The sequence below is a fragment of the Dyadobacter psychrotolerans genome, assembly GCF_004349265.1.
In the GTDB taxonomy this organism is placed as follows: domain Bacteria; phylum Bacteroidota; class Bacteroidia; order Cytophagales; family Spirosomataceae; genus Dyadobacter; species Dyadobacter psychrotolerans.
Map to the genome: position 1 here is coordinate 200096 of NZ_SMFL01000003.1, position 11676 is coordinate 211771.

Here is an 11676-nt window from a genome sequence, read left to right on the forward strand (position 1 = left end):
CCTGATCCGTTAAGGTAAATAAAGAATTTGTTTCACTATCTTAACGGATCAAATATTCCGTCATCAAGCTAAGAGTCTAATGAATAATGCCTTCTCATTTTTTTCATCCATTCCAATATGGGTGTATATCCTGATTGTTCTGTTAGCGCTTGCTTTAAGGGATATTCTTCAAAAAAAACACACCATACAGCACAACTTTCCGCTGGTCGGCCATTTAAGATATTTGATTGAAAAAATAGGTCCGGAACTGCGGCAATATATCGTTGCAAATAACCGCGAGGAACTTCCATTTAATCGTCGCCAGCGATCCTGGATTTATGCTTCTTCCAAAAAAGAAAATAACTATCAGGGGTTTGGTACAGATCAGAACATGCAGGAAGCGGGTTATGTTTTGATTAAACCCGCTATGCTTCCTTATCAGCTGCCGGCTGCACATCCGCATCATGTCAGCAATGGTAAAGACCCAAATCATTATGCTGTACCATCAGCCAAAGTGATTGGCGATTACCATAAGCGTAAACGCCCTTATCGTCCTCATTCTGTTGTAAATGTGAGTGCTATGAGCTTTGGTTCGCTGTCTTCCAGAGCCATTGAATCTTTAAATAAAGGGTCGCTGCAATTTGGAAATTACCACAATACCGGCGAAGGCGGATTATCCCCTTATCACAAGTTTGGTGCTGATGTCGTCTTTAATATGGGAACGTCTTATTTCGGCGTCCGTGATCACGACGGAAATTTTATCATGGAAAAGCTTGTGAAGATGACGCAAATGAATCCGTTCGTCCGGCTCATAGAACTTAAACTTTCCCAGGGTGCCAAACCGGGTAAAGGCGGCGTGTTGCCGGCAAGTAAAATTACAGCAGAAATCGCTGAGATCCGACAGGTTCCAATGGGTAAAGATATTGTTTCGCCTCCCTATCACAGTGCTTTTTCAGATGTACGCAGTATGGTAACTTTTATTGAACAGATGGCGGAAGCAACCGGCTTGCCTATTGGTATTAAATCAGCGGTTGGTAAAACAGATATGTGGGAAGAGCTGGCAGACATTATGGTTGAAACCGGCAAAGGTCCTGACTTTATTACCATCGATGGTGGCGAAGGCGGAACCGGTGCAGCACCCCCGTCTTTTGCGGATCATGTAGCTTTGCCGTTGGTTTTTGCGTTTAGTACCGTTTACAAAATATTTCAAAAAAGAAACCTTACCGATAAAATCACATTTATTGCTTCGGGTAAACTGGGGTTGCCGGCGCAGGCGGTTATGGCATTTTCAATGGGAGCTGATGTGATTAATGTTGCCAGGGAAGCCATGATGTCAATTGGCTGTATTCAGGCGCAGTCTTGTCACACGAATACGTGCCCAACCGGAATTGCGACCAACAATAAATGGCTGGAAGCAGGGATTGATCCCACGCTGAAAAGTGAACGGTTTAAAAATTACATGCAGACTTTGGCGAAGGAAATTATTGAAATTGCACATGCCGCAGGTTATGAACATCCTTGTCAGTTTGGCATGAATGATGTTGATATTTCGATGGGTGACAATAACCGGACAGTATCGCTTGCCGATAATTATGGCTACTTAAAAACGATTGTTCCCTATTCAGGAATAAACACGTTACTTGACTGTGCACATTTAGGCGGTAACAAGGCCGGAGTGTCCGTGCCTGCTTAAAAAGGCTTTACTGTTAAACGATCTGCAAATGAAAAGCATGATGAATGTTTTCAGTGTCTTATTATTCTTCTCCTGCCTGGGATTAATTTCCTGTATAGATAAAAGTAAGGTAACTCCAACTGATGATACTGCCTATTTCCCATTGAAAGCAGGTTTTAGTTCAGAATTTGATTTGCAACGAACAATCTATTCCCGTTCGGACCTGCCTGAAATCAGAAACTATACAATCCGCCAGTTGATCGCTGATTCCTTCAAAGATTTACAAAATCATTGGGTTTATAAAATTGAATATGCTGCGGGGACTGGTCAGGAAAACTGGAAAACAGATTCCATTATACCCATTTGGAGAACGACGGACAATTTACTGGTCCAGGAAAATGGCCAAACCGTTTTGAGACAGGTATACCCCATCTCAGAAGGTGCATCCTGGAATGGTAATTGCTATAATTCGTTGGGTGAAGTAAAGTTTCGATTTACCCGGGTTGGCCTTCCTTTTCAGTCAGGATCACAGTTGTTTCCAAAAACAATTACCGTTATTCGTCAGGATGACTCCACACTTTTGTCAAGAAACAGGTATATTGAAATATATGCAGAGCATGTCGGACTCATCCGAACGGAAAAATCCGTTTTACAATATTGCAGCACGCCGGATTGCAGAGGGAAAGGAATGATCAGTTCCGGATGGAAAGAAATCAGTGTTATCAAAAACTTTGGAAAAATATGATTAAAAAAATACTCTTTTCGCTAGCCTGCACTCTACTTCTTAACATTACCTTATTCGCCCAAAGCAATCCCCGTTATCTGATTCTTTATAAGGATAAAACTGGATCTCCCTTTTCCACAGACAAACCAACGGATTTTCTATCTCAGCGATCAGTTGCCAGGCGCGCTAAACAAAACATTCCGGTAACAGTAAATGATCTTCCGGTAAATCCTGCTTATGTCACGGCTATTAAACAAACCGGTGCATCGGTTATTTATTCGTCAAGATGGTTTAATGGCTCTCTGGTGGAAGCATCGGCCACTCAACTGGAACAAATTAAAAAACTTTCGTTTTACAAAGGCATCGAACTGAATCTCCCTGTCGCGAACCTGACGTCTCCTTCTTCGGGTGTAGTCAGGACGGAGGCTGTTCGAAATAAATTTGAAACCGCAGAAGATCTGGATTATGGCCGTATGCGTGACCAGCTTGTGCTGATGGGTGTTGACATACTGCATCAGCGGGGAATGCATGGCGAAAATATGATCATTGCGGTTCTGGATAACGGCTTTTCCCAGGGAAATAACCTTGCCTTTCTTAAACCGTTATTCGATGAAAAAAGAATTATCGATACACAGGACTTTATAGGTCGGGAGGGCAATGTTTATAATGATGGTTCGCATGGCTTAAATGTACTTTCTACTATGGCGGCATACCTGCCGTCGACAATGATTGGTGCCGCTTTCAAAGCAACATATGCGCTTTACCGTACCGAAAGTGACGCAATCGAATCTCCCTACGAAGAAATTACCTGGCTCATAGCTGCGGAACGAGCAGACAGCCTGGGTGCTGACATTATCAATTCTTCACTGGGTTACAACACTTTCGATGGTGAATTTAATACCCCCGCTTATAATTACACTTACGAAGATATGGACGGCAAAACGACCATCATCAGCCGGGCAGCACGTTTTGCATCCCGCAAAGGTATGGTTGTGACGAATTCAGCGGGTAATGAGGGTAGCAACAGCTGGCGATATATTGTCGCACCCGCAGATGTTGACTCCGTTTTGTCCGTAGGTGCAACTAATTACGACCGGAGTTATTCTCCTCTGAGCTCAACAGGACCCAATGCTGCCGGTCAGCAAAAACCGGATGTTGCCGCAGTGGGTGCAGGTGCAGTTGTAGGTAATGTCTCCGGCACAGTTTCTACCGCCAGCGGAACTTCATTCTCTTCACCCCTAATGGCAGGATTCTGCGCGGTTCTTTGGCAGGCATATCCAAATCTTAGTGCTCAGCAATTGATTTCCGTAGTTAAAAAATCCGGGCATCTTGCCGCTGCGCCCGACAATCGGCTGGGTTATGGTGTGCCAAGTGTAACGGCCGCAGATAGAATTGTTGCGGCAGAATATGGGCCTCTGGGTACAGAAAAAGAATTTTTAAGTGAAATCATTCTTTCTCCAAACCCAACAGAAAAAGATCTGATACTGACGATACCGGAAACGCTTTTAGGAAAGTTGGCATCAGTGCGGATTACAGGTGCAAACGGAAATACACTTTCCGGTTATGTCGTTAGGCTCGAAAAACAAACCAGCGTAAACACGACGTTATTATCCACTGGTTTGTATGTATTAAATCTTAAAATCGGTACACTGGAACGTTCGCTGAAATTTATAAAGCGGTAGTTTTCCGAACCATCCGCATAATGGACTCAGAATCGTTCAGATTTTGAATTTCCTGAACCCGAATCCACCTCACATCTTTTGATTCGATATTGATGACCAATTCCTGATCAGGATGAGCTTCAAACAAAAAACGGATGTCGTAATGATAATGTGCCTGATCTTTGCTGTTGGCAGGAATGAGATGTATGTCAACATCAAAAATTCCTTCCTGAACTAATTTAAAACTTTGAAGGCCTGTCTCCTCTTCCACTTCTTTTTTTGCAACTTCAAGCACATCCGAATCTCCGTCACAATGCCCTCCGGGTTGAAACCAGCGGTCGAGCTTACGGTGATGCATGAGCAAGACCTGAGCTCTGTCTTCGGAAACGATCCATCCCGAAGCAGTTACATGCCCGGATAGCAGCGTTCTTTCAAAACATTCTGGATTGGAATTAACAAAATCTTTAATCTCCTGACACATCGTTTGTTCTGTTTTGTCCGATGTGGTGTAAGTATTCAGCAGGGTTAGCAAACTGTTTCGCTTCATTGTAGGCTATGTAAATTTTTCATTCTAATTTCGCCGCAAGTTTAAAAATATAATACACAAACCACCTGTTAACATGAAAAAGTATCTATTATCAATCTCCCTCGCAATAGCTGTAACAACAGCTTCTCTGGCACAGCGTACGCCTCAGCCAAGTCCGGCGGCTGGTGTTATGCAGACAGTTGGTATCACCGATTTCTCAGTGAAATATTCCCGTCCGACTATAAAAGGACGTAAAGTCTTCGCCGACAGTTCAGCCCTGGCCCCTTACAACCAGCTTTGGCGCACCGGTGCCAACATGGCCACATCATTCGAATCAAGCACCGATTTTTCTTTCGGAGGTAAAAAAGTAGCCGCTGGTAAGTATGCATTGTTCTCGATCCCGGCAGGAGCCGCGTGGACTGTTATCCTGAATAAAAATTTCAATCAGGGAGGAACAGATAATTACAAAGAAACCGAAGATGTTGCCCGTATCATGGTTGTACCCACTTCTTCTGAATTCACTGAATCTTTTACGATTGACTTTTCAGGAGTTACAGATAGCTCGGCATATCTGAACCTGTCCTGGTCTGCTGTCAAGGTTCCGGTTAAAATCACTGTGGAAACACAGAATTTAACAATGACTTCTTTAAATAAAGCCGTTGCTGAAAAACCGGAAGATGTTGCTGTTTTGCAAAGTACAGCGGGATATCTTCTTACACAAGGCAAAGATCTGCCACAGGCACTTTCGCTGGCAGACAAAGCGATTGGTCTGAAAGAAACTTTCTCTAATTTGTGGATTAAAGCACAAATCCTGAACAAAATGGGCAAGGTTACTGAAGCACTTCCTGTTGCCAAAAAAGCGCTTACTGTTGGTGCTGCTTCTGGTGATGGCGCATTTGCCAGTTTTTATAAAGGACAAATCGAAAAAGGAATTGCCGATATGACTAAGAAACTGCCGTCTTCTGTTAAGGAAGCTTCAACAGCTGTTAAAGGGAAGAAGAAGAAATAATATTGACTTTAAGGATTCCAAAAATAAGGTCGTTCGAAAAAGAGCGGCCTTATTTTTTTACCTGAAAAACCGCGGTACACTCCATTCGTAACGCACTGCCAGGATCCGAATTACGATAATTAAAGCTGACGCAGAAATAAAGGCCGTGTTTCTTTCAACCCCAAAATGATCCAGAACAAGGTAGCAGCATGCACCCGCCAGGCAAGCGGTGGCATAGACTTCTTTTCTGTAAATAATCGGAATTTCGTTGGTCATGGTATCCCGGATCACACCACCCATAATGGCCGAGAAAATACCCATGATAGCGGCGATTTCGGGACGCACGCCAAGATTTAGCGCTTTCTCAGTCCCAACAATGGTAAACAGTGCAATACCACAGGTATCAAAAAGAAAAAGCGTTTTTCTAAGGCGAAGCAGAAACCGGTAAAAAACGAAGGTTACTAAAATCCCTGCACCGATTGCGTAAATGATAGCAATATCAGTTATCCAAACCAAAGGATAACTGTCAAGTAAAATATCCCGCAACGTTCCACCGCCTATTGAAGAAATGAACGCTGTAAAACTAGCTCCAAACCAATCCTGATACTTTTGGTCTTTCAGGGTTAGTGCCCCGGAAATCGCAAAAGCAAACGTACCTATGATTTCAAGAACATATTGGATACTCATACTGTAATTAAGAATGATGAATTAAGAATGATGAATATGAGGAAACTCTGATTTTCAATTTTATTCATAATTCCGTTAATACTATTTTTCATTCTTAATTGTTGATCGCGCCCCCGGCTAATTTTTAATTACTACACAGCAACAGGAGCCTTAATTCCCGGCCAGGGGTTGTAATTTTTAAGCTCAAAATCTTCAAACTCAAAGTCAAATACACTTTTCACTTCCGGGTTGATTTCCATTTGCGGAAGCGGACGCAGTTCACGGCTTAGCTGCAATTCAACCTGATCGAGGTGGTTGAGGTAAATATGTGTGTCGCCGCCGGTCCAGATAAAATCACCGAGATCCAGATCACATTCCTGTGCGATCATCATCGTCAGCAACGCATAACTTGCGATATTGAAAGGCACTCCCAAAAATACATCGGCACTGCGCTGATACAGCTGACAGGAAAGTTTTCCTCTGGTTTCACCGGCAGCTTCATCCGGAGGCGCTACATAAAACTGAAAAAGCGCATGACAAGGCTGTAACTTCATTTTAGAAAGTTCAGTCGGATTCCATGCCGATACCATAATTCGTCTTGAATCAGGTGTAGATTTCAGTTGTTTTAAAACTTCCTGCAGCTGATCTACAGACTTTCCGTCAATACCTTCCCAGCTTCTCCACTGTTTACCATAAACAGGACCCAAATCGCCGTTTTCATCTGCCCATTCATTCCAGATCGATACGCCGTGGTCTTTAAGATACTTAATATTGGTATCTCCCTGCAAAAACCAAAGGAGTTCGTAGATGATTGATTTGGTATGCACCTTTTTGGTAGTAACAAGCGGAAAACCCTCTTTCAGATTAAAACGCATTTGATAACCAAAAACACTGATGGTACCCGTTCCGGTCCTGTCGGTCTTTTTAACGCCGTGCTGGAGAACATGGCGGAGTAAGTCGTGATATTGCTGCATTGATTTCAGATATGTGATTAAACCGTAGCGATTTCAACGCTGTGCGTGATGGTTGCCAATGCTTCCAATTGCGCGGTAGCTGAGCAATACTTTTCCATCGAAAGCCCGATAGCGCGGTTGATCTTGTTTTCGTCTAGTCCGTTTCCGGCAAATTTGAAAGTCAGGTGAATGTTACGGAACGGCGAACGTTTTGTTCCTTCTTCTTCCACGCGATCACCATCTGCCACAACACGAAAATCGGTAATATCCTGTTTTTGTTTTTTTAAGATCAAAACCACGTCGATTGCACTGCAGCTGGCAAGCCCCATCAACAGCAGTTCCATTGGCCTTACACCCTGGTTGCTTCCTCCGATTTCCGGTGAACCATCTGTATGTACTTTAATATCTGACGAGCCGCTTCCTTCAAAATGAAAAGCGTCGTCTACGCGCACTATTTCTACTTTCATAATTTTATCGGCCTGCTTTTGAGGAAGACCTTTTTATATTTTTAAACAAAAACCAGTTCCCGCAAAAATAATCAGGAACATTCCCGGCTATTTAATACAAATCAATTAGAAACAATCAAAGTTCAAATATACTTGATCATAAGTGATTCGGCTACCCTGTCAATAATTTAAAAACAAGTTTTATCCTTGTATATTCGTTCATTAATGACCGCCGGTGTAGATTAAAACCCGTGGTCAAAATCCTAAATTCCTGATTATGTGGAAAGAAGAAGATAACAAACTAAAACGCAGTTTCACTTTTAGTGATTTTAAGGAAGCATTTGCTTTTATGACAAAAGTTTCTGCTGTGGTGGATAAAATGGATCATCATCCGTTTTGGACAAACACTTATAACAAGGTGACAATTGAACTCAGCACGCACGACGCCGGAGACATTGTGACCGATAAAGACAGAGAATTAGCTACCACAATTGATCAGATTTTCGATAACAAATGAAGCTTTATATAGTACCCACTCCAATCGGAAATCTTGAAGATATTACGCTTCGTGCCATTAATGTTTTAAAAAGTGTGGATGTAGTTTTGGCGGAAGACACCAGAACCTCAGGCAATTTGCTGAAACATCTGGGCATCAGCAAACCCATGCAGAGCTACCATGTTCACAACGAACATCAAACCGTGACCAGGGTAATTGAGCGGATTCTCAAGGGAGAAACGATGGCACTTGTTTCGGATGCTGGCACGCCTGCGGTTTCTGATCCGGGTTTTCTTTTGGTTCGCGAGTGTATAAAATATGGCGTTGTTATTGAATGTCTTCCCGGCCCAACGGCTTTTGTTCCGGCACTTGTGAATTCGGGCCTGCCAAGCGACCGCTTTACGTTTGAAGGTTTTTTACCCCATAAAAAAGGCCGGCAAACGCGTTTACAAAATCTGGCAAACGAAGAAAGAACGATGATTTTTTATGAGTCACCACACCGTTTGTTAAAATCTTTACAGCAATTTTCCGAGTATTTCGGACCGGACAGGCAGGTTTCGGTTTCAAGGGAACTTACGAAAATGTTCGAAGAAAATATCAGGGGAACCGTTACCGAGGTACTTGCTTATTTTTCTGCAAAAACGATCAAAGGCGAAATTGTCATCATCGTTGGCGGTAAAACGAGTGGTACTAAATCAGCTGAAGAATCCGAGGAATAAACGTTATGTATCAAGCAAATATGAATATAAAATTTAAAACAAAAAACGGGTTTGCAAAACCGATTACTTCCAAACTTGCAGTCCTGATCGTATTTTCTCTGATTCTCACCCATTCAGTATCCGCGCAGTTCGGCACGCTGAGCCCGTCTGCAAAGATCAGCCTGATAACTGTTGGTCCGGGACAGGAACTGTATTCAGGGTTTGGACATAGCGTACTTTGGGTTTCGGATCCAATGCAGGGACTTGACAGAGCCTATAACTATGGCACTTTCAGTTTTGCAACAGGAAATTTTTATGTTAAATTTTTAAGAGGAACCCTTCCCTATTCGCTTTCTGTTGGGCCGCTATACCAGCAGGCCGATTACTGGCAAGCTGAAAACCGATCGATTAAGGAAGAAGTATTAAATCTTTCTGCGAATCAAAAACAAAAGCTTTATAATTTTCTTGAAAATAATTATCTGCCTGAAAACAGGCTGTATCAATACAAATTTTTCTACGACAACTGTTCAACCCGAATGGTTACGGCATTGAAGGCGGCGTGCGGGGATAGTTTAGACTTTCCTGGTTATACGCATGAAAAACGCAGTTTCCGCCAATGGATTGACAAATATGCCTACAAACAGAATCCTTGGGCAGATTTTGGAATGGATCTGGCAATCGGTGCGCCTTCTGACGACATCGCCACACCAGAACAGGCCACCTTTTTACCGGATAACCTTAGCGCTGCTTTTGGAGATTCAAAAATCAAAATCGGTAATCAGACTTTACCTCTGATCGCATCAAGACGCGATATTTTTGTTGCCCAACCTGCTGATCATGCCGAACCGATTACTCCAATGATCCTTTTCTGGGCTCTTGCGGCACTTGTTTTGCTATATACCTTATGGCAGATAAAAAAGGGCAATGTCAACTTTACGCTCGACAAAATATTATTCAGTTTTGTTGGCTTAATTGGCTGGTTTATTCTTTTGCTTTGGTTTGGTACAAACCACGGTGTAACGTCTTACAACTATGACATTGCTTGGGCTTTCCCGCTTTGGCTGCCGCTGATCCTGTTTATTTCGCCAAACAAAAAACCGGCTTGGTTTCAATACCTATTGATATTTTACGGATTTCTTTTACTTTGCGCAACAGGAAATCTTTTAAAGCATAATCTGGTAGTTATTCCTATCATCATAACACTCATCATCAGAGTTTATTACATAAATAACTCACTTTCTAAAATCCCGCAAAAAGGATAATTAACGGATGAATCTTGAACAGCTGACACAACAAACCATAGAGATCGTTAGAAAAGCCTCGGCGTTTATTCAGCATGAAGCTGCACTTTTTTCACGTGATAAAATCGAATATAAGGACCTGAATAATATGGTTTCCTATGTTGATAAGGAAGCCGAAAAAATGCTGGTTGCCAGCCTAACCGAACTTTTGCCGGAGGCCAGCTTCATTACCGAAGAAGGTACTACCGGCCTCGAACCAGACGAAAATGCACTCAACTGGATTATTGATCCGCTGGATGGTACGACTAATTTCATTCATGGAATTCCGGTTTACTGTGTAAGTGTCGGACTGGCCCGCGGCAAAGATTTGCTTGTAGGTGTCATTCATCAGCCAAACCTGGATGAAATGTTTTATGGCTGGAAAAACGGCGGTGCCTGGTTGAATGGCAAAAAACTAAAAGTCTCAGCTACGCCGCTTTTGGCTGACAGCCTGATTGCTACTGGTTTTCCTTATTATAAATTTGAAAAACAAAAACGCTACATGGGTATCCTCGAACTACTCATGCAAAAAACACACGGCATCAGAAGAATGGGCGCAGCTGCCGTTGATCTTGCTTATGTCGCTGCCGGGCGTTTTGAAGGATTTTATGAATACAATTTAAATTCCTGGGATATGGCTGCCGGTGTTTTGCTGATTAAGGAAGCAGGCGGAACAGTTACCGATTTTAATGGCGGAGACAATTATCTTTTTGGCGGAGATATCATTGCAGCTGCCGGAGCTCATCAGGAACTGGTAGAAGTCATTCGAGCTAATTTTTAAGCTACATCATCAGTCTAATTATAATTCACCATGGAACTTGAACAACTTCGTTACCCGATAGGTCATTTTACTCCACAGGAAACTTATACTCCTGCCGAGGTTAAAACGAATATTCAGATCATCAGTGCTTTGCCATCCAAATTTATCAATCTGCTTGGAGGTTGGGAAGATGACAGATTTAATACACCTTACCGTCCGGATGGCTGGACCGTGCGGCAGCTCATACACCATGTTGCGGATAGCCACATTAACGCCTACACCAGATGCCGTCTGGCAATGACCGAAGATAATCCTACAATCAAACCTTATGATGAAGCAGCCTGGGCAGAACTGCCTGATGCCAAAGCAGCACAGGTTGAGCTTTCCCTGCAACTGATCCGTTACGTACATCTTCGCTGGGTTTTGCTTTTAAATTCAATGAATGAAACCGATTTGGCAAGAACATATTACCACCCGGCAAGCGGCCAGATTTCCAGATTAGATACCATTATAGCCAATTATGCCTGGCATAGCGAACATCATTATCAGCACGCTTACCAGCTTGCGGCAAGGAACAATTGGCAATAACAAACTGTTAACCGACTATGGAAATACAACAGATCATCGTCTTTATACTCTTTCTCGCCGCTGCGGGATTTATGGGACGGCGCATGTGGAAGTCATTCGATAGCCGTAAAGGCGGAGGCTGCGCCAAAGGATGTGGCTGTGCAGCAGATAAGGAAATGAGTGTATAAAACTAAAATGCTCAGTTATCAATGTTTAATATTCCATGTTCAGTCAGGAACTGATTCTGAACATGGAATATT

The 11676-nt window shown here is 42.8% G+C and carries 14 protein-coding genes; 10 read left to right on the top strand and 4 right to left on the bottom strand.

What is annotated here, in order from left to right; all coding sequences use genetic code 11:
- The first annotated feature begins 79 nt into the window (after positions 1-79).
- From E0F88_RS08600 to E0F88_RS08610, 3 genes are read left to right on the top strand one after another with little or no spacing between them, the layout of a single operon-like run.
- On the top strand, positions 80-1672 hold the full coding sequence (locus tag E0F88_RS08600) for an FMN-binding glutamate synthase family protein (protein ID WP_131957832.1): 1593 nt from the start codon (positions 80-82) through the stop codon (positions 1670-1672).
- A gap of 28 nt (positions 1673-1700) precedes the next feature.
- Positions 1701-2396 (top strand): hypothetical protein, encoded by a 696-nt coding sequence (locus E0F88_RS08605; RefSeq protein ID WP_131957833.1) that lies wholly within the window; start codon positions 1701-1703, stop codon positions 2394-2396.
- Positions 2393-4057, top strand: a complete 1665-nt coding sequence (locus E0F88_RS08610) for a S8 family peptidase (protein WP_131957834.1) — start codon at positions 2393-2395, stop codon at positions 4055-4057. Before E0F88_RS08605 ends, E0F88_RS08610 begins: the two co-directional genes overlap by 4 nt.
- Here E0F88_RS08610 and E0F88_RS08615 read toward each other — a convergent pair.
- Positions 4044-4583 (bottom strand): NUDIX hydrolase, encoded by a 540-nt coding sequence (locus E0F88_RS08615; protein ID WP_131957835.1) that lies wholly within the window; start codon positions 4581-4583, stop codon positions 4044-4046. The two genes, E0F88_RS08610 and E0F88_RS08615, sit on opposite strands and share 14 nt — an antisense overlap.
- Before the next feature lie 73 nt (positions 4584-4656).
- Here E0F88_RS08615 and E0F88_RS08620 point away from each other — a divergent pair, with 73 nt between their 5' ends.
- Positions 4657-5571 (top strand): DUF2911 domain-containing protein, encoded by a 915-nt coding sequence (locus tag E0F88_RS08620; RefSeq protein ID WP_131957836.1) that lies wholly within the window; start codon positions 4657-4659, stop codon positions 5569-5571.
- A 57-nt stretch (positions 5572-5628) separates the two neighbouring features.
- Here E0F88_RS08620 and E0F88_RS08625 read toward each other — a convergent pair whose 3' ends face one another.
- The 3 genes from E0F88_RS08625 to E0F88_RS08635 all read right to left on the bottom strand — a co-directional run bounded on the left by E0F88_RS08625 (position 5629) and on the right by E0F88_RS08635 (position 7636).
- Positions 5629-6237, bottom strand: a complete 609-nt coding sequence (locus tag E0F88_RS08625; RefSeq protein WP_131957837.1) for a trimeric intracellular cation channel family protein — start codon at positions 6235-6237, stop codon at positions 5629-5631.
- A 131-nt stretch (positions 6238-6368) separates the two neighbouring features.
- On the bottom strand, positions 6369-7190 hold the full coding sequence (locus E0F88_RS08630) for a thymidylate synthase (RefSeq protein WP_131957838.1): 822 nt from the start codon (positions 7188-7190) through the stop codon (positions 6369-6371).
- Between the two features lie 17 nt (positions 7191-7207).
- Positions 7208-7636, bottom strand: a complete 429-nt coding sequence (locus E0F88_RS08635; RefSeq protein WP_131957839.1) for an OsmC family protein — start codon at positions 7634-7636, stop codon at positions 7208-7210.
- Positions 7637-7892: 256 nt separating this feature from the next.
- On the opposite strand from E0F88_RS08635, the gene E0F88_RS08640 reads away from it, so the two are divergent.
- Genes E0F88_RS08640 through E0F88_RS34520 form a run of 6 tightly spaced genes read left to right on the top strand, consistent with a single transcriptional unit; the run spans position 7893 to position 11604 of the window.
- The gene (locus E0F88_RS08640) at positions 7893-8132 is read left to right on the top strand and encodes a 4a-hydroxytetrahydrobiopterin dehydratase (RefSeq protein WP_131957840.1); all 240 of its coding nucleotides are present in this window, start codon (positions 7893-7895) and stop codon (positions 8130-8132) included.
- Complete coding sequence (gene rsmI, locus E0F88_RS08645) at positions 8129-8830, top strand: 16S rRNA (cytidine(1402)-2'-O)-methyltransferase (RefSeq protein WP_131957841.1); 702 nt, start codon at positions 8129-8131, stop codon at positions 8828-8830. Before E0F88_RS08640 ends, rsmI begins: the two co-directional genes overlap by 4 nt.
- A gap of 20 nt (positions 8831-8850) precedes the next feature.
- The gene (locus tag E0F88_RS08650; RefSeq protein ID WP_131957842.1) at positions 8851-10071 is read left to right on the top strand and encodes a lipoprotein N-acyltransferase Lnb domain-containing protein; all 1221 of its coding nucleotides are present in this window, start codon (positions 8851-8853) and stop codon (positions 10069-10071) included.
- Between the two features lie 7 nt (positions 10072-10078).
- Positions 10079-10870, top strand: coding sequence for an inositol monophosphatase family protein (locus E0F88_RS08655; protein ID WP_131957843.1), 792 nt, complete (start codon positions 10079-10081; stop codon positions 10868-10870).
- Positions 10871-10900: 30 nt separating this feature from the next.
- Entirely contained in the window at positions 10901-11437 is a 537-nt protein-coding gene (locus tag E0F88_RS08660; protein ID WP_131957844.1) for a YfiT family bacillithiol transferase, read from the top strand.
- Positions 11438-11454: 17 nt separating this feature from the next.
- On the top strand, positions 11455-11604 hold the full coding sequence (locus tag E0F88_RS34520) for a FeoB-associated Cys-rich membrane protein (RefSeq protein ID WP_131957845.1): 150 nt from the start codon (positions 11455-11457) through the stop codon (positions 11602-11604).
- Positions 11605-11676 lie beyond the last annotated feature (72 nt).

Excerpts from the sequence above, each read along its gene's own strand:
- E0F88_RS08630 (WP_131957838.1), bottom strand. The coding sequence starts at position 7,190 with ATGCAGCAATATCACGACTTACTCCGCCATGTTCTCCAGCACGGCGTT.
- E0F88_RS08635 (WP_131957839.1), bottom strand. The coding sequence starts at position 7,636 with ATGAAAGTAGAAATAGTGCGCGTAGACGACGCTTTTCATTTTGAAGGA.
- E0F88_RS08620 (WP_131957836.1), top strand. The coding sequence starts at position 4,657 with ATGAAAAAGTATCTATTATCAATCTCCCTCGCAATAGCTGTAACAACA.
- E0F88_RS08625 (WP_131957837.1), bottom strand. The coding sequence starts at position 6,237 with ATGAGTATCCAATATGTTCTTGAAATCATAGGTACGTTTGCTTTTGCG.
- E0F88_RS08605 (WP_131957833.1), top strand. The coding sequence starts at position 1,701 with ATGAAAAGCATGATGAATGTTTTCAGTGTCTTATTATTCTTCTCCTGC.
- E0F88_RS08650 (WP_131957842.1), top strand. The coding sequence starts at position 8,851 with ATGAATATAAAATTTAAAACAAAAAACGGGTTTGCAAAACCGATTACT.
- E0F88_RS08660 (WP_131957844.1), top strand. The coding sequence starts at position 10,901 with ATGGAACTTGAACAACTTCGTTACCCGATAGGTCATTTTACTCCACAG.
- E0F88_RS34520 (WP_131957845.1), top strand. The coding sequence starts at position 11,455 with ATGGAAATACAACAGATCATCGTCTTTATACTCTTTCTCGCCGCTGCG.
- E0F88_RS08610 (WP_131957834.1), top strand. The coding sequence starts at position 2,393 with ATGATTAAAAAAATACTCTTTTCGCTAGCCTGCACTCTACTTCTTAAC.
- E0F88_RS08640 (WP_131957840.1), top strand. The coding sequence starts at position 7,893 with ATGTGGAAAGAAGAAGATAACAAACTAAAACGCAGTTTCACTTTTAGT.
- E0F88_RS08600 (WP_131957832.1), top strand. The coding sequence starts at position 80 with ATGAATAATGCCTTCTCATTTTTTTCATCCATTCCAATATGGGTGTAT.
- E0F88_RS08655 (WP_131957843.1), top strand. The coding sequence starts at position 10,079 with ATGAATCTTGAACAGCTGACACAACAAACCATAGAGATCGTTAGAAAA.
- rsmI (WP_131957841.1), top strand. The coding sequence starts at position 8,129 with ATGAAGCTTTATATAGTACCCACTCCAATCGGAAATCTTGAAGATATT.
- E0F88_RS08615 (WP_131957835.1), bottom strand. The coding sequence starts at position 4,583 with ATGAAGCGAAACAGTTTGCTAACCCTGCTGAATACTTACACCACATCG.